Below are 15,449 nucleotides of genomic sequence, written 5' to 3'. Positions count from 1 at the left end.
TCCACGAACACGGAAATGAGGATGAAAATGACTCGCGTCGCCATACTCCTGTCAGGAGGACTCGATTCGACGACCGCACTGGCGGTGGCCGCTCGTGAGCACGAACCGGCTCTCACTATCTCGGTCGACTACGGTCAGAGGCACGTCCGAGAGCTGGCGGCGGCACGCGCAGTGTCCGAGCGATACGGCGTTCCGCACGTCGTCATCGATTTGCGATCCTGGGGACGCTCGTTACGGGGCTCGGCGCTCACCGATGAGAGCATCGCCGTTCCGCATGGAGACTACGACGCCGAGAACATGGCGGTCACCGTCGTCCCCAACAGAAACGCCACATTCCTGATGGCAGCGGTCGGCATCGCACAAGCGAACGACGTCGCGGAGGTGTGGACCGCAGTACATTCTGGCGATCATGCGCTCTACGCGGACTGCCGTCCGGAGTTCATCGTCTCAGCTTCCCAGACAGCGCACTTGGGCACCGACGGAGCGGTGACGATTCGCGCTCCGTTCGTCAGCATGAGCAAGGCGGACATCGTGAGTATGGGCTCGTCTCTTGGCGCCCCATTCGAGCTGACGTGGTCCTGCTACGAAGGCGGCGACGAGCATTGCGGTGAATGCGGAACCTGCGCGGAGCGACGCGCATCGTTCATCCTCGCGGGCGTGGAAGACCCGACCGTCTATGAAACGGCGGAGCAATCATGAAGGCGTCCATCAGCAAGGACTTCGAGTTCTCCGCATCCCACCGCCTGAGCGGCCTGCCTGAAGAGCACCAGTGCGCTCGCCTGCATGGGCACAACTATGTTGTGCGCATCACGGTCCGTGGCACCGTCGTGGAGCCCGGGTTCGTGATCGACTACGGCGACCTCGCCCCGGTGAAGACCTGGATCGATACGACACTCGACCACCGAGATCTCAACGCGGTCATCGACACCAACCCCACCGCCGAACGTCTGGCGATGTTCATCGCCAGACGTGCCGGCGAGATGATCCTCGTCCCTGGACGCGAAAACATCGAGGAGGTGAGCGTCTCGGTTTCTGAGACGCCGAAGACCTGGGCCACGGTGGTGCTGGCGTGAACGAACTGCCCATCGTCGAAGTCTTCGGGCCAACCATCCAGGGGGAAGGGCCCGCTTCCGGGCAACTAAGTTCCTTCGTTCGGCTGGGCGGGTGCAACCTCGCCTGCACCTGGTGCGACTCCGCATATACGTGGGACGGCTCTCGATTCGACCTCCGGGAACAGATCACCGGAATGGAGGTGCCTACGATCATGGATCGTCTGCCTAGCGCGCCCATCTGCGTCGTCACCGGCGGTGAACCGCTGCTGTATCAGGAACGGGCTGCGTTCCCGGCGCTGCTGCGCATGATCCGAGACCGCGGAACGCAGGTGCACATCGAGACCAACGGCACGATAGTACCGACCCCTGAAGTCGAAGGCCTCGTTGATCTATTCGTCGTGTCGCCGAAGCTCGCGCACGCCCACGCGCAGAAGGGCCGGATGACTCCGGCCCTAGCGAACGGCTGGAGCGATGTGGCATCGAGATCGAACGCACACCTGAAGATCGTCGTAGAGACCCGGGACGATGTGATCGAGGCGTCCGCGATAGCCGCCTCGTCAGGGTGGAACCGGCAACGAATTTGGGTGATGCCCGAAGGAGTCGACACTGCGACGCTCGACCGCCGCTGGCCGGATGTCTGCGCGTGGGCGATTGAGGCGGGCGTCAACGTGACGCACCGGCTGCATGTATTGGCTTGGGGAGAAGAACGTGGCCATTGAACCGATGATCGAAGCGAGGGGTACGGCCGCGGATATGAACACGAGAGGGATCGACCTGACCGCTGCGACGGAGGCCATCAGGTCGTTCATGTCCGCGATGAACCTCGACGAGGGAGCCCACACCGCTGATACTCCGGAACGGGTCGTCCGCGCCTGGGTCCGCCGCACAGCGGGGTACGGAGAAGAACCCGCCCGCGTGCTTGAAACCCGCTTCCCGGTAGAAGGAGACCCGGGGCTGGTGGTCGTCTCCGGCGTTCGGTTCTCCTCGACGTGCGCGCATCATCTTCTGCCAATCGAAGGCGTCGCCACTGTCGCGTATCGACCGGATGCTGAGCGTGGCGAAGTCGTAGGCCTTTCGAAGCTCGTCCGACTGCTACGTATCTATGCCGCGCGCTTGCAGGTCCAAGAGTCGCTCGGCCGGGACACCGCAGCGACCATAGACCGAGAGCTGCGACCCGTCGGCGCCGCTGTCGCCCTGACAGCGAGCCACGGCTGCATGACTCTGCGGGGGATCGACGAGCCGAACTCCGTCACCACGACTCTCGCGCTGAGCGGTGACTGGAGCAGCGGGCATCCAGACGTCCTTCAGATCATGGAGGAGCACCGCAGACATCTGTGAGCCGGTCCACGACGTCCGACGACCCCCTGAGGCACCTCGCATCTTCCACACGTCAGGTCAGTACGCTCTTCACATGGCCCCTGACCAGCGATACACGTCCCTGCTCGGCGATTGGTCGGGCGACGAAGAGCTCTTCGCCACCGCATGGACCGCAGCCGGTTCGGCGCGAGGAGCACTCACGGTCGAGCCGGGACCCGACGGCATCCTCCTCGACTACGTGGAGATCCAGGATGCCGGTCACCTCATCGCCCACGCCGTGATCTCCTCCGCCGGCTTCTGGTGGTTCGACTCCTACGGTTTCGTGCCGGAGACCCCGGGCACGGCCGCGTGGGAGGGCGACGAGCTCGTGCTCGACCGACGCTCCGCGCGCGGGCGCACGATCATGCGGCTGCGCCGAGACGGCGAACGTCTTGCGATCGAGCTCGACACGGCTGCGCCACCGGATGCCGAGCCCGCCCCGCTCATGCGCGGGACGTACACGCGCCAGGGCGGCTGAACCGAACCTCAGGTGATGGTCGCCGCCACGATGACCGGCGTCATCGCCGCCATGAGCGCGGCGCTCACCGCGGTGCTCACCGCTTTCGCGACGGCGTCTCCGGCGGCCGAATCCTCCGCGAGCGCCCCGATCCTCTTCTTCAGCTCACCGGCCGACATTCCGGCGGACTCCTCGCGCAGGAGAGCATGGGCCGCCCCCAGCCCCTGCAGGATGGAGAGCAGGGCCTGGTCGGCGGCGGTCGGCGGGACGTGACCCGCCAGGACCGCGGCCAAGCGCGAGCGGAGCAGTCGCTCCGGCCCCGGATCGGACTCGGGCGTGCGCTCCGAGCCCCAGCCGAAGAAGCCGCGCTCACCGCGCACGAGCACGCCCTGCACGACCAGCGACTCGACGACGGACTCGAGCGGATCGAGGCCGGAGCGCATCACGAGCGACTGCACCTTCTTGCCGTGCAGCGGAACGAGCTTCGCGAGAGCGACGTCCAGCACCGGGTTGCCCGTGGGCTCGGCGGACACGATCTCCAGCACCGGGTTCTTGCCTTCGGCGATCCTGACGCGTCCGTGCAGCGCGAGATCCACGATGACGGCGGCGATCTCCCCGTACAGGCGGTGCACGCTCACCGCACTCTCGACCCGCCCGTCCGGGCGCAGCAGCAGCAGGTGGAGCTCCTCGACGATCAGCATGGCCTCAGGCTAGAGCCCACCCGCCGCCTCCGGCATCCCCCTCGAGGAGGACTCCGCGACACGCCTCGGGCACCCCGCTCATGCCCGGGAGGAGAACTCACGTTCGGGAGGAGATCTCACGTTCGGGAGGACGGATGCCGCGGAAAGCTCCTCCCGAACGCGCGAACTCCTCCCGAACGCGCGAACTCGTCCCGAACGGATGCCCAGCGCCACGCACCCGCCCCACACGCACCCCGAACGCAGGAATGCCGCGCCCTCGGGGAGGGCGCGGCATTCGGGTGCAGCTGAGGTCAGGCGCCGATCTTCTTGGCGTCGTCGCTGTTGAGCACGCGGAACAGGACCGCGGCGATCGCGGCGCCGACGATCGGGGCCACGATGTAGAGCCACAGGTTGCTCCATGCGAACTGGCCGCTGATCGACAGGCCGAGCGCGACGGCGGGATTGAAGCCGCCGCCCGAGATGCCGCCGACCGCGACGGCGCCGACGAAGACGGTGCCACCGATCGCGAGACCGTAGAAGGAGTTTCCGTCGGTGTCCTTCGACGTCGCGACGTTCAGGACGACCCAGACGAGGGCGAGGGTGAAGAGCGCCTCGACGAGGAAAGCGGGGCCGACCTCGATCTCGACGGCCTTCTCGGCGGCCGGCCACACGGCGAAGCTGACGAGGGCGGCGGCAGCGCCACCGACGAACTGCGCCACGATGTACGCGACGAGGTCGCCGGCGCTGAGTCCACCGCGCAGGAAGACGCCGACCGACACGGCCGGGTTCAGGTGCGCGCCCGAGATGTGGCCCGTCGAGAAGACGAGGACCGCGAGGGCGAGGCCGATCGCGAGCGGCGTCAGCGGGCTGCCGCTGTTCACCGCGCCGATGATGCTGAGGACGAAGAGGAATGTGGCGATCGCTTCAGCGAGCGCCTTGCGTGCTGTCCCGGTCATGAGAGTGCTCTTTTCTTGAGATTGGAATGCGGTGAGCACTTCGACCGCCCGCGCACTCCGGCCGACGCACCCTCCATAGCGTCACCGAGAATATCGGGTCGTCCACCGAAGGGAGAGGATGCCGCGCGGCGATCCTGTGAATAGGCTGAACACGCCGAGCGTGCGTCGGAGGGCCTACAGCCACCCCTTCTTCTTGAACACGAAGTACAGTCCGTAGCCCATCGCGATCATCAACCCGATCGCCATCGGGTAGCCGAACACCCAGCTCAGCTCCGGCATGTTGTGGAAGTTCATGCCGTAGACCCCGGCGACGAGCGTGGGCGCGAACAGGATCGCCGCCCAGCCCGAGATCTTCTTGACCTCGTCGTTCTGGCGGATGCTCAGCTCCGTCATCCGCTGCATCTCCGCGTTCTGACGACGGGCCACGATCGTCGACTCCACGGTGAGCGCGTTGTCGAGCAGCGTGCGGAAGGTGGTGGCCCTGTCGGCGATCCGCAGAGCATGGTCGAGCACGTCGCGCAGATAGGTCTGCAGCTCCTCGTCGACCGCGTACTTCTCCGAGCCGCGCAGCAGCCCCTCCAGCATCCCCGCCAGCGGCTGCGTCGCGCGCTGGAAGTCGATGACCTCTCGGCTCAGCTCGTAGATGCGCTGGGTCGCGTCGGAGTCCTCGACGAACAGCTGGCTCTCGATCTCGTCGATGTCGTTCTCGAGTCCGGCGAGCACGGGGGCGTACTCGTCGACCACCTCGTCGAGGATCGCATAGAGCACCGCCTCGGGTCCGTGCTTCAGCAGAGCGGGGTCGCCTTCGAGCCGGCGGCGCACCCGCCCGAGGTCCGGCGACTCGGCGTGCCGGATCGTGACGACGAAATCGGGACCGAGGATGATGTGCACCTCGCCGAACTCGACCTCCTCGACGTCGTCGAGGTAGCGCGCGGGGCGCAGCACCATGAAGAGGATGTCGCCGTACCGCTCCAGCTTCGAGCGCTGATGTCCGGCGAGGGCGTCCTCGACCACCAGGGCGTGGATGCCGAACTCGTCGGCGACGGCGCGGATCTCCTCCTCGCTGGGCCGATACAGGCCGATCCAGCCCATGCCGCCGCGTTCCCGCATCCGCTCGAACGTCTCGCTGAGGCTCTTCGGGTTCTCGGAGCGCACCCCGTCGACGTAGATCGCGTTGTCGATGATCGTCATCGCGGCCCCGCTCCGGTGCTAGGCGGCCGGCTGCTCGACGCAGACGAGCGCGGCATCCGTGATCGCCTGGTGGTACTGCTCAGCCGTGAACGGCAGACCGAACTCGGGGGCCGTCTGGCCCGACGCCGCAGGAGCCTTGGAGGCGATCGCCGCGAGCTCCCACGCCAGGTACGAGGCGAAGATTCCGCTACCCGTCGAGTCGTTCAGCACGACCGCGACGGTGAAGCCGGTCGCCGGGTCGGAGTACGCGGCGGTGGCATAGCCGGGAGTCCATCCCTGCTGGCCGATCATGGAGCCCACGAGGTTGCCGCCGCCCGTCGCCTGCAGCCACGAGGGAGCACCGTCGTAGGCGGGCAGCGGCGCGCTGAAGCGCTCGGGCTTCTTCTTGGTCCGCAGCTTCTGCGCCGCCTCGGCCTGCACATAGCGCCCGAGGTCCTCGATGGTCGACACGACGCCCGAGTCGGTGAACCCGGCGCTGGACGACAGCTTCGTGATGTCGACGGGAGCCGCGCAGTTGTAGCCGCCTTCGACCGCAGACAGGTAGTGGCCGTTCATGACCGGCCCCGTCGACGGTGCGGCCGCGGGCGCGGCGGGAAGGGACGTGCCGCTCAGGCCGAGCGGGGTGGTGACGTACTTGGCGATCAGCTCCGACGCGCTGAGGCTCGATGCGCGCTCGAGCGCGAGGCCGAGAAGAAGATAGCCGGCATCCGAGTCGCGGTATGCGGTGTGCGCGGGGGTACGCGCCTGGCCGAGCCCGTACGAGGCGAGCTCGAGCGGAGCCCACTCGCGGCCCGGGGTGTTGAGCCAGGCGGACTTCACCGTCGGCTCGGAGGAGCCGAGTCCGCTCGTGCCGTTGCAGAGATCGAGGAGGGTGATGTCCTGGAGGCCCGCGACACCGGAGACGTAGTCCGTCACCGGCGCATCGAGCTTGAGCACGTCGTCGTCGGCGAGCGCGTACAGCACGTCGCACGTCATGAGTCGCGTCACGTCTCCGATGCGGAAGGACATGTCGGTGCTGATCTCCGCGCCCGCTCCGGGTTCCTGCGTTCCGAGGCCGGTCACCCAGGTGCCGCTCCAGGGCACCCAGACGCCCACGACGGCCCCGGAGGCGCCGGAGGCCGTGAGCGCGTTCGACACGGCATCCTGCATCGCCGCGACCGTGTCGTCGGGAAGGCTGCCGTCGACCTGCTCAGGGGGCGTGTACGTGAACGTCTTGTCTGCAGTGCACCCGGTCAGGAAGAGCCCGAGCACCACGACGCTCGCGACGGCTGCGCGCACCCGGCGCGACGAGAGAAGCTGCATGTGGAAAAGACCCCCGGAAGACGTGTTCCCCGAGTCTAGAACGCGGATGCTGAGAACCCGCACTGTACGGGCGCTTAGGGTGGATTCGTGACCTTCGCCTTCGACGCCGACATCGTCTCCGCCGTTCTCCGCCACATGAACGGCGACCACGTGGACGACAACCTGCTCATCGCCCGAGCCTTCGCACCCGAAGGCCGGGGCGAGATCACGGATGCCGTCATGACCGGGTTCGACGGGGACGGCGGCCTGTGGTCGATCACGCGCGACGGTGAGGCATCCGAGCTCCGCGTCCCCTGGCCTGGTCGACCGATCACCGAGCGACCAGCGGTCCGCCGCGAGGTCGTGGCGCTCTACGACCTCGCCTGCGAGCGGCTCGGCGTCGAGCCCCGCCCGCACGCCTGAGGCGGCGTTCGCCTTGGACATGGCGGACGGGTAAGGCAACCCTTACACTGGACGCATGTCCGAGATCCTCTCCTTCTCCGCCGCCCTCCGCGAGCGCTCGTCCGGATCGCACTCCCAGAGCGAGGGCGCGGGCTTCATGTCCGACCTGCTGAAGGGCGAAGGGTCGCGCGAGGACTACATCTCCCTCGTCGCGCAGCACTACTTCATCTACGAGGCTCTGGAGAGCGCGGGTGAGCGGATGCGCCAGGACCCCATCGCCTCCGTCTTCCTCAGCGACAAGCTCACGCGCCTGCCCGCCCTCGAGGCCGACCTGGAGTTCCTGATCGGCGCCGACTGGCGCGAGCGGATCACGGCGCTGCCGACCACGCAGCGCTACGTCGACCGCATCCGCCAGGTCGGTGCGACGTGGGCCGGCGGCTTCGTCGCCCACCACTACACGCGCTACCTCGGCGACCTGTCGGGCGGCATCTTCATCGGCCGCGTGATGGCCCGCCGTTTCGGGTTCGAGACCAACGGCATCGGCTTCTACCTGTTCGACGACATCGCAGACCCGTCGGCGTTCAAGGACGTCTACCGCGAGCAGCTCGACTCCGCCCCGTGGGACGAGGCCGAGCGCGAGCGCGTGATCGACGAGGTGCTGCTCGCCTACCGCTTCAACACCGAGCTCTTCGAAGACCTCGACAGGGCGCGCGCCGCCGCCTGACGGCTCGTTTCGTCTCGCTCCGCTCGCTCAACGACCGGAAAGGCACGCTCGCTCGACGACCCACCCGGCCGTTGAGCGAGGGAGCGCAGCGACCGAGACGAAACGCGGCGAGGAACGCACGACTGCCGCCACGCGTCCGATGGGGCGTTTCGTCTCGCGGAGACTCGCGCTGAGCGAGCGAAGCGAGTCGAAGCGTCGCTCAACGACCGGGGCGGTGCGCTCAGGCTCTCGGCAGCTCCGGCGTCGACCGCGCCTCCCACGCCTCGCGCATGAAGCGTCGCACGTCCTCATCGACCCTGATGTCACGCGGACGCAGGTCCCGCGACAGATACAGCCCCTCGAGGGACGTGAGCCGGCTCAGCGCGACGTAGGTCTGCCCCGGCGCGAACGCCCCGGAGCCGAGGTCGATGATCGCCCGGTCGTAGGTCTTGCCCTGCGACTTGTGGATCGTCACCGCCCACGCGAGCCGGAGCGGGAACTGCGTGAACTCGGCCACGACGTCGCGCGTGAGCTTCTTCGTCGTCGGCTCGTACGAGTACCGGAACCGTTCCCAGACGGCGGGTTCGACGTCGACCTCCTCGCCGTCGATCTCGACGCGCACCTTCTCACCGAGGATGCGGATGACGGTGCCGATCGTGCCGTTCACCCACCGCGGCGGCTCTCCCGACATCGCGGTGTCGTTGCGCAGGAACATGACCTGAGCGCCGACCTTGAGCTTCAGCTCCGACTCCGCGGGGAGCGCCGCCTCGCCGCGTCCGAAGTCTCCGCTGACCTCGGCGCGGGCCGTCTGCTCCTTGCCGGGCAGCGCGGCGAGGTGCCGGCTGTTGATGCTGTTCACGATGTCGTTGCGCGTGGCGAGGGTGATCATCGGCACCTCCCCCGGCTCGGGGTCGGGGGGTGTGCGTGCGCCCTGGGCGTTGAGCACTCCCGCGATCTCGGCGGTCACCCGTCCGTAGCGCACGGCGTTCAGCATCGCCTTGAAGCCGTCGTCGGACTGGCGGTGGATCTGCACCAGTTCTCGCACGTGCAGTTCGGCGCGGGTGTCGACCTCGAAGAGCCCCTGCTGGTCGGACGACCCGATGCCGCCGGATCCGCCGGCCCAGACCTTGGCGTCGAAGAACCAGAACGAGCGGTAGTGATCCTGCACGTAGCGGGCCTCGTCGCCGCGCGGGGGCACGGGGGCGAGCTGGTACGGGTCGCCGAACATGACGACCTGCACGCCGCCGAACGGCTCGCCTCGGCGTCCGCGCGCCTGACGCAGTGACCGGTCGATGGCATCCATCAGGTCGGCGTTGACCATCGAGATCTCGTCGATCACGAGCGTCTCGATGGCATTGAGGATGCGGCGCGTGTTGTCGTTCTGGTCGATGTCGGAGTCGCCGATCAGACCGATCGGCAGCCGGAACAGCGAGTGGATCGTCTGCCCCTCGACGTTGAGCGCCGCGACTCCGGTGGGCGCGCAGATCGCGATCTGCTTCTTCGTGTTCCACGCGAAGTACTGCAGCAGCGTGGACTTTCCGGTGCCGGCGCGACCGGTGATGAACACGTGCTCGCCGGTGTCCTCGATGAGCTGGAACAGCTCTTGCTGCTCCTCGGACAGGGCGGGTAGGGACACGGCTCACTCACGGCAGAAGAACGGATGCTGGCGCTCACCATGCTACGTGCCCGCGCGCGCCTCACGGCGTCACGCTCGGCGTCGTCTCAGGACGCGCTTCTAGACTGACGGCATGGATCAGGTGGAGACGACGACGCCTCGGCGATCCCGTCTCGGCGTCGACCTGGCGCTGCTGGCCCTGGTCGGCGCGATGCTGCTCGCCGCCATCGGGGCGGGAGCATCCGTGCTCTACACGTCGTACTACGGTCCGTCCGCTTTCGTCGTGCGCTATCTCGATCTCCTCTCCAGCGGTCGGGCGGCCGATGCTCTGCACGTCCCCGGGGTCGCCCTCGATCGCGCGACGCTGGAGAAGGCCGGCATCACCGGCACGCCCTCGGAGGCGATGCTCCGGCCCACCGCCCTCGCCGCCCTCACGAATGTCGAGGTCGTGTCGGAGAAGCCGGCAGATGACGACGGCACCGCCGTCACGGTGTCGTACCGGGCTGGTGGGCACGAGGGCAAGACGACCTTCCTGGTGACACAGGACGGGTGGGCCGGAGTCACCCCGAACTGGCGGTTCGCGACGAGTCCCCTGGCCGTCGTCGACCTCACGCTGAGCGGCGCCGACCAGTACGCGGTCAACGGGTTCGAGGTCGACCGTCGGCAGATCTCCGCCGCGGGGGCGGAAGCCCGACCCCTGGATCCGCTGCCGATGCTCGTCTTCACTCCGGGGCTCTACTCGATCACGGTCGACACGGCCATCTCCACCTCGAAGGGCGTGGGCGTGCTCGCCGACTCCCCGCTGGCCACGACCCCCGTCTCCGTGCAGACGACGCCGACCGACGAGTTCATCGGCGTCGTGCAGCAGCGCGTCGAGGAGTTCCTCACCGAGTGCACCACCCAGCAGGTGCTGCAGCCGACCGCATGCCCGTTCGGGCTCGAGGTGCGCAACCGCCTCTCCTCCCTGCCGGTGTGGTCGATCGCGACGCAGCCGAAGATCACCGTCGTGCCCGACGGAGGTCAGTGGCAGATCCCGCCGACGGATGCCGTCGCCCACGTCGACGTCGGCATCAAGTCGCTGTTCGACGGGAGCGTGGAGGAGGTCTCCGAAGACGTCCCGTTCCAGGTCAACGGGACCATCACGATCCTCCCCGACGGGTCGGCGTCGATCCGCGTCGGCTCCCCCGGCGAGGTTCCGCAGGAGTGATCCCGCCCTCGGAGGAGCGACCTCCGAGTCCGCGCATCCGCTCCGCACTCCCGCGATTCGCGTTCGGGTTCTCGTGCTCGGTGCCTGAGTTCGGCCCCGCCGTTCGGGAGGAGATATCCCGTTCGGGCTGAGGATCTCAGCCCGAACCTCCTCCCGAACGCGAGTTCTCCTCCCGAACAGGCGATGCCGGCACGCCGAGGAGCCGGAAAGCTCAGGGTCTAGCGGGCCTCGCGCTCGGCCTGACGCCGGTCGCGGTCGGCGAGAGCGGCGAGCTTGGCGTTGTACTCCTCGAGTTCGGCATCCCCCGTGCGGTCCGCGTGCCGATCGCGCCGCTTCTGCAGCTTGGTGTCGCTGCGGCTCCACTGGATCGCGACCGTGATCGCGAGGATCAGCGTGGGGATCTCGCCGATCGACCAGGCGATGCCGCCGCCGATGTACTGATCCTGCATCGGGTCTGGGCCCCAGGCGCGGCCCATCGAACCGAACCAGTCGGCGACGATCAGGCCCTCCTGCATCATCATGGCGATGCCGAAGAACGCGTGCATGGCCATGACGGCGATCAGGGTGATCAGGCGTCCGGGGTACGGCAGGCGGTACGGCACCGGATCGGCGCCGATCAGGCTCATCACGAAGAGGTAGCCCGAGATCAGGAAGTGGATCGTCATCCACTCGTGGCCCAGGTGTTCGTACATCGACCAGCGCACCAGATCGGTGAAGTAGAACGCCCACAGCGACAGGATGAAGATCGCCGCCGCGACGAACGGGTGGGTCACGACGCGGGCGAACGGCGAGTGCACGGCCCACATGATCCACTCGCGACCGCCGCGGGTGCCGTCGTCGCGCTTGTGGATCGCGCGCAGCGCCAGCGTGACCGGAGCACCGGCGACGAGCAGCAGGGGGATCGCCATGGACAGCATCATGTGTCCGAGCATGTGCACGCTGAACAGGTACTCCTGATACGCGTTGATCGGACCGCCGGTGACCCAGACCAGCATCAGCAGACCCAGCACCCAGAACACCGTCCGGTGGATCGGCCAGCGGTCGCCGCGCAGGCGCAGACGACGCACGCCCGCGAGGTAGAAGAAGAGCCCGAACCCGGCGGCCACCAGCCACAGGATGTCGATGTCCCACTGCGTGAACCAGCGGTCGATGGTGAACTCGGGCGGAAGCTCGGAGCCGGTAAGGTTCTGCGCGGGCGTGCGCACGAAGGGCGCCTCGTCTCCCACCGGCGGAGGCGTGCGCGCCAGTGCGGCCGCCGCTCCTGAGGCGAGCCCCATCAGCGCGATCTCGCACATCACGAGCATCCAGAACCAGCCGGCGGCACGCGGACCCTCGAGCTTGGGGATCAGCCGCACCCGGTACCAGGCGCCGAGCAGGCCCATGGCGCACAGCAGCACGACCTTGGCGAGCAGGATGCCGCCGTACGGCGTCCACAGCGCGCTCCAGTCGCCGAGCGCGACGATCGACCGGGTGACGCCCGAGACGGCGACGACCGCGAACGCCGCGATCGCGAGGGTCGAGTAGCGCCGCACCAGATCGGCGACGGGAACATCGCCCCGGCCGCGGAGCAGGATGACCAGCAGCAGACCGCCCAGCCACACCGCCGCGCCGACGGTGTGCAGCAGGATCGAGTTCACCGCCATGTTGTGGCCGGCGAGATCGCCCGAGTGCCCCTGGGTCGCGAGCGGGAGGAAGGATGCCGCAGCCAGTAGCGCCGTGATCAGAGTGGCCGTCCACGATCGCCACGCGAAGGCGAGCACCGTGATGACGGAACCGACGATGGTCGTGATCAGCCAGGACTGTCCGAGGGAGGTCTCGAGGAGGAACTTCCCGAGCTGCGCCCCGAACTGCGCATCGGCGCTGAGCTTCGGCGCGAAGGCGTTCATGAATGAGAGGAAGCCGGTGATACCCGCCGTGACCGTGAAGACGGCTGCGCCGATCGAGGAGATGTTCAGCGCCGTATCGAAGGACTTCTCACCGCTGCGCAGCGCGAAGAGCGCGAGGACGAGGGAGCCGAGCATCGCCGCCGCCGCGACGTTCATGACGAGCTTGACCAGCGGGAGCGCCCACCGCACGAACGGACCCGGGTCACGGATGAGCAGAGGCTCAGCGCCCCCGCCGTACATGAGGGCGATGGTCACCGCGATGACGCCCGCGGCGAGGAGCAGCCCGACCCCGCCGAGACGGTACGCCGACAGTGTCGGGGGCTGCACGGCGCGGGAAGTCACCCCTCCAGCCTAAGCCGCGCGGCGCGGCATCCCGACCGGCGCGGGGCTCCGACGCACGAAGGCCGCCACCCCGAGCGGGGCGGCGGCCTTCGGTGAGGAAGCGGTCTTACTTGACGGCTGCCTTGAGCTTGGAACCAGCGGTCACCTTGACGCGCTTGCCGGCCGGGATCTTGATCTCGGCGCCGGTCTGCGGGTTGCGGCCCGTACGAGCGGCGGTCGCGACCTGCTCGAACGAGATCCAGCCCGGGATCGAGACCTTGCTGCCCTTGGCAACAGCGTCGGAGACCGAGGAGAACAGCGCGTCGAGGACACCCGAGACGGTGGCCTGGCTCTGGCCGGTGGCGGAAGCGATGCTCGCGACGAGCTCGGTCTTGGTGATGGACTTGTCAGCCATGTCATCCTCCAGCGACGAGGATCCCGTCGCATCGTTGTGTGAGTCGGAGCGGATGCTCCTGGTCGAGTGACCGCCTTGAATGTATCAACGACAGCCGACATTTCCGCGTCATTTCGCGGGTTTTGGTCATTTTCAGGGCGTGTCGCGTCACATTTGTCACTTCAGTCACAGATTCGAGGGGCGGAACCGCACCCCGAACAGTGACGGCCACGACGCTCAGCGGGCTCGGTGAGCCGCGATGACCGACCGCGCCGTGCGCTCGAACGCCGGATTCACGCGTTCATCGCCATCGAGGTAGCCTCCGACCAGGGCCGCATCGCGCAGCAGGACGAGGGATGCCGCGGCATCCGCCGGGCGCTCCAGCGCCGCCCCCTCCGCCACGCTCTGCAGCGTCGAGCGGAACCACTCCCGATGCTCGGCGATGAGCGCGCGCACCGCGCCGTCGGCATCCGGGTACTCGGCGGCCGCGTTGATGAACGGGCACCCGCGGGTGTGGCGGTCTCGGATGTCGGCGGCGATGCCGGCGATCACCGCCTCGAGCAGCTCGTCGGGGTCGGACACCGCGGCGCCCGCGTCGGCGAACATCCCCCTGAGCAGCTCGTCCTCATTGCGCAGGTAGGCGAGCACGAGATTCTCCTTGCCGCCGAACTGCTTGTAGAGCGTTGCTCTGGTGACCTGGGCCTCGTCGATGATCCGGTCGACGCCGACCGCATGGATGCCCTCCTCGTAGAAGAGATGGGTCGCCGCATCGATGAGTCGGGTGCGGGCGGGGCTCGGGCGCTTCGGAGTGGTGTTCATGATGGTCCTCCCTCATCGTCGCATCCGTCGGGCGACTTCTCGACATCGGGAATAGATTGCAGTAGATAGAACGTTCGGTCTACTATCAGCATAGCCCCCGCAGCAGGCGAGGGACCCGAGCCAGGAGAAGAAGACATGAGCACCACCGAGAAGACGCCGATCGTCCTGATCCACGGCCTGTGGATGACGCCGAAGAGCTGGGACACCTGGGCGGAGCGGTTCCGCGCACGGGGACACGAGGTGATCGTCCCCGGGTGGCCCGGCATCGACGATCGCACGGTCGCAGACATCCGGCGCGACCCCTCCGCGCTGAAGGGCATCGGACTGAAGAAGATCGTCGACCACTACGAGGGCATCATCCGCGCGCTCTCAGTGAAGCCGATCATCATGGGTCACTCCTTCGGCGGGGTCATCACCCAGATGCTCGCCGACCGTGGCGTCGGGGCCGCCTACGTCGGCGTCGCCCCCGGACAGACGGCAGGCGTCGTCGCGCTCCCCCTCTCCACGCTGTGGACGGGAACCCCGATCCTCTCCAACCCCTTCGGCATCAACGGCGCCAAGCCGCTGTCGAAGCGGCACTTCCACTTCACCTTCGGCAACGACCTCTCGCGGACGGCATCCGACGCCCTGTGGGAGGAGTACGCCGTGAACTCGTACAACCGCGTGTTCTTCGAGGGAGTCGGCTCGGTCTTCAACGAGAAGGGCGGCGTCACCCACGTCGACTACGCCCGCGCCGACCGCGCCCCGCTGCTCGTCATCACCGGCGAGATCGACCACGTCGTGCCGCCGGCCATCGGGCGCGCTCTCGTCAAGAAGTACCACTCGTCGGGCAGCCCCGCCGTCGTCGAGTACCGGGAGTACGCGGGACGCACGCACCGACTCGTCAGCCAGGACGGCTGGGAGGAGATCGCCGACGACGCCCTCGACTGGGCCGTGTCGCACGCCGCGTGACGGGCAGGGCAGGGCAGGGCAGGTCAGGGCAGGTTTCCGGGGCGCTGCGTGGATCGCACGACGGGAGGAGATCTCACGCTCGGGCTGAGGATTCTGCCGGATTCCTCAGCCCGAGCGTGAGAACTCCTCCCGTGAGTGCGTTCAGCATGCGAAGGAGCGCCGCGGGGCATCGCCGGAG

The 15,449-nt window shown here is 67.9% G+C and carries 17 protein-coding genes; 9 read left to right on the top strand and 8 right to left on the bottom strand.

What is annotated here, in order from left to right:
• Nucleotides 1-15: 15 nt before the first annotated feature.
• The 5 genes from queC to MRBLWH10_RS17865 all read left to right on the top strand — a co-directional run bounded on the left by queC (nt 16) and on the right by MRBLWH10_RS17865 (nt 2,886).
• Nucleotides 16-699, top strand: a complete 684-nt coding sequence (gene queC, locus MRBLWH10_RS17885; protein ID WP_341942609.1) for a 7-cyano-7-deazaguanine synthase QueC — start codon at nt 16-18, stop codon at nt 697-699.
• On the top strand, nt 696-1,073 hold the full coding sequence (locus MRBLWH10_RS17880; protein WP_341940961.1) for a 6-carboxytetrahydropterin synthase: 378 nt from the start codon (nt 696-698) through the stop codon (nt 1,071-1,073). The genes queC and MRBLWH10_RS17880 overlap by 4 nt, the downstream gene beginning before the upstream one ends.
• On the top strand, nt 1,070-1,771 hold the full coding sequence (locus tag MRBLWH10_RS17875) for a 7-carboxy-7-deazaguanine synthase QueE (protein ID WP_341940960.1): 702 nt from the start codon (nt 1,070-1,072) through the stop codon (nt 1,769-1,771). The genes MRBLWH10_RS17880 and MRBLWH10_RS17875 overlap by 4 nt, the downstream gene beginning before the upstream one ends.
• Nucleotides 1,761-2,390, top strand: a complete 630-nt coding sequence (locus tag MRBLWH10_RS17870) for a GTP cyclohydrolase I (protein ID WP_341940959.1) — start codon at nt 1,761-1,763, stop codon at nt 2,388-2,390. The genes MRBLWH10_RS17875 and MRBLWH10_RS17870 overlap by 11 nt, the downstream gene beginning before the upstream one ends.
• A 73-nt stretch (nt 2,391-2,463) precedes the next feature.
• Complete coding sequence (locus MRBLWH10_RS17865; RefSeq protein WP_341940958.1) at nt 2,464-2,886, top strand: hypothetical protein; 423 nt, start codon at nt 2,464-2,466, stop codon at nt 2,884-2,886.
• Nucleotides 2,887-2,894: 8 nt separating this feature from the next.
• On the opposite strand, the gene MRBLWH10_RS17860 is transcribed toward MRBLWH10_RS17865, so the two are convergent.
• The 4 genes from MRBLWH10_RS17860 to MRBLWH10_RS17845 all read right to left on the bottom strand — a co-directional run bounded on the left by MRBLWH10_RS17860 (nt 2,895) and on the right by MRBLWH10_RS17845 (nt 6,994).
• The gene (locus MRBLWH10_RS17860) at nt 2,895-3,566 is read right to left on the bottom strand and encodes a GPP34 family phosphoprotein (RefSeq protein WP_341940957.1); all 672 of its coding nucleotides are present in this window, start codon (nt 3,564-3,566) and stop codon (nt 2,895-2,897) included.
• A 290-nt stretch (nt 3,567-3,856) separates the two neighbouring features.
• The gene (locus tag MRBLWH10_RS17855) at nt 3,857-4,501 is read right to left on the bottom strand and encodes an aquaporin (protein ID WP_105677039.1); all 645 of its coding nucleotides are present in this window, start codon (nt 4,499-4,501) and stop codon (nt 3,857-3,859) included.
• 174 nt (nt 4,502-4,675) lie between these two features.
• The gene (gene corA / locus MRBLWH10_RS17850) at nt 4,676-5,692 is read right to left on the bottom strand and encodes a magnesium/cobalt transporter CorA (RefSeq protein WP_341940955.1); all 1,017 of its coding nucleotides are present in this window, start codon (nt 5,690-5,692) and stop codon (nt 4,676-4,678) included.
• Between the two features lie 18 nt (nt 5,693-5,710).
• A complete protein-coding gene (locus MRBLWH10_RS17845; protein ID WP_341940953.1) occupies nt 5,711-6,994 on the bottom strand; it encodes a serine hydrolase domain-containing protein in 1,284 nt (427 codons plus the stop codon).
• An 87-nt stretch (nt 6,995-7,081) separates the two neighbouring features.
• Between MRBLWH10_RS17845 and MRBLWH10_RS17840 the strand changes: the two genes are divergently transcribed.
• Nucleotides 7,082-7,396 (top strand): DUF2470 domain-containing protein, encoded by a 315-nt coding sequence (locus MRBLWH10_RS17840; protein WP_341940952.1) that lies wholly within the window; start codon nt 7,082-7,084, stop codon nt 7,394-7,396.
• A gap of 55 nt (nt 7,397-7,451) precedes the next feature.
• Nucleotides 7,452-8,099 carry a biliverdin-producing heme oxygenase gene (locus MRBLWH10_RS17835; RefSeq protein ID WP_105677032.1) on the top strand — a complete coding sequence of 216 codons (648 nt, stop codon included), beginning with the start codon at nt 7,452-7,454 and terminating at the stop codon, nt 8,097-8,099.
• A 220-nt stretch (nt 8,100-8,319) separates the two neighbouring features.
• Here MRBLWH10_RS17835 and MRBLWH10_RS17830 read toward each other — a convergent pair whose 3' ends face one another.
• On the bottom strand, nt 8,320-9,714 hold the full coding sequence (locus MRBLWH10_RS17830) for an AAA family ATPase (protein ID WP_105677497.1): 1,395 nt from the start codon (nt 9,712-9,714) through the stop codon (nt 8,320-8,322).
• A 112-nt stretch (nt 9,715-9,826) separates the two neighbouring features.
• Here MRBLWH10_RS17830 and MRBLWH10_RS17825 point away from each other — a divergent pair, with 112 nt between their 5' ends.
• On the top strand, nt 9,827-10,900 hold the full coding sequence (locus MRBLWH10_RS17825; protein ID WP_341940951.1) for a hypothetical protein: 1,074 nt from the start codon (nt 9,827-9,829) through the stop codon (nt 10,898-10,900).
• Nucleotides 10,901-11,118: 218 nt separating this feature from the next.
• On the opposite strand, the gene MRBLWH10_RS17820 is transcribed toward MRBLWH10_RS17825, so the two are convergent.
• From MRBLWH10_RS17820 to MRBLWH10_RS17810, 3 genes are all read right to left on the bottom strand, one after another.
• The gene (locus MRBLWH10_RS17820; RefSeq protein WP_105677505.1) at nt 11,119-13,026 is read right to left on the bottom strand and encodes a cytochrome c oxidase assembly protein; all 1,908 of its coding nucleotides are present in this window, start codon (nt 13,024-13,026) and stop codon (nt 11,119-11,121) included.
• A 208-nt stretch (nt 13,027-13,234) separates the two neighbouring features.
• A complete protein-coding gene (locus MRBLWH10_RS17815) occupies nt 13,235-13,522 on the bottom strand; it encodes an HU family DNA-binding protein (protein WP_050724056.1) in 288 nt (95 codons plus the stop codon).
• 216 nt (nt 13,523-13,738) lie between these two features.
• The gene (locus MRBLWH10_RS17810) at nt 13,739-14,320 is read right to left on the bottom strand and encodes a TetR/AcrR family transcriptional regulator (protein WP_105677500.1); all 582 of its coding nucleotides are present in this window, start codon (nt 14,318-14,320) and stop codon (nt 13,739-13,741) included.
• 135 nt (nt 14,321-14,455) lie between these two features.
• On the opposite strand from MRBLWH10_RS17810, the gene MRBLWH10_RS17805 reads away from it, so the two are divergent.
• Nucleotides 14,456-15,271 carry an alpha/beta hydrolase gene (locus MRBLWH10_RS17805; protein ID WP_341940950.1) on the top strand — a complete coding sequence of 272 codons (816 nt, stop codon included), beginning with the start codon at nt 14,456-14,458 and terminating at the stop codon, nt 15,269-15,271.
• The last annotated feature ends 178 nt before the right edge of the window (nt 15,272-15,449 follow it).

This window comes from Microbacterium sp. LWH10-1.2 (assembly GCF_038397765.1).
Classification (GTDB): domain Bacteria; phylum Actinomycetota; class Actinomycetes; order Actinomycetales; family Microbacteriaceae; genus Microbacterium; species Microbacterium natoriense.
The sequence above is the reverse complement of the archived record's forward strand: the minus strand, read 5'-3'. Positions and strand labels throughout refer to the sequence as shown.

Bases quoted from the DNA above. Each gene is read 5' to 3' on its own strand.
- MRBLWH10_RS17820 (WP_105677505.1), bottom strand. From the start codon at position 13,026: ATGTACGGCGGGGGCGCTGAGCCTCTGCTCATCCGTGACCCGGGTCCG.
- MRBLWH10_RS17815 (WP_050724056.1), bottom strand. From the start codon at position 13,522: ATGGCTGACAAGTCCATCACCAAGACCGAGCTCGTCGCGAGCATCGCT.
- queC (WP_341942609.1), top strand. From the start codon at position 16: ATGAGGATGAAAATGACTCGCGTCGCCATACTCCTGTCAGGAGGACTC.
- MRBLWH10_RS17855 (WP_105677039.1), bottom strand. From the start codon at position 4,501: ATGACCGGGACAGCACGCAAGGCGCTCGCTGAAGCGATCGCCACATTC.
- MRBLWH10_RS17810 (WP_105677500.1), bottom strand. From the start codon at position 14,320: ATGAACACCACTCCGAAGCGCCCGAGCCCCGCCCGCACCCGACTCATC.
- MRBLWH10_RS17845 (WP_341940953.1), bottom strand. From the start codon at position 6,994: ATGCAGCTTCTCTCGTCGCGCCGGGTGCGCGCAGCCGTCGCGAGCGTC.
- MRBLWH10_RS17860 (WP_341940957.1), bottom strand. From the start codon at position 3,566: ATGCTGATCGTCGAGGAGCTCCACCTGCTGCTGCTGCGCCCGGACGGG.
- corA (WP_341940955.1), bottom strand. From the start codon at position 5,692: ATGACGATCATCGACAACGCGATCTACGTCGACGGGGTGCGCTCCGAG.
- MRBLWH10_RS17805 (WP_341940950.1), top strand. From the start codon at position 14,456: ATGAGCACCACCGAGAAGACGCCGATCGTCCTGATCCACGGCCTGTGG.
- MRBLWH10_RS17865 (WP_341940958.1), top strand. From the start codon at position 2,464: ATGGCCCCTGACCAGCGATACACGTCCCTGCTCGGCGATTGGTCGGGC.
- MRBLWH10_RS17880 (WP_341940961.1), top strand. From the start codon at position 696: ATGAAGGCGTCCATCAGCAAGGACTTCGAGTTCTCCGCATCCCACCGC.
- MRBLWH10_RS17825 (WP_341940951.1), top strand. From the start codon at position 9,827: ATGGATCAGGTGGAGACGACGACGCCTCGGCGATCCCGTCTCGGCGTC.
- MRBLWH10_RS17835 (WP_105677032.1), top strand. From the start codon at position 7,452: ATGTCCGAGATCCTCTCCTTCTCCGCCGCCCTCCGCGAGCGCTCGTCC.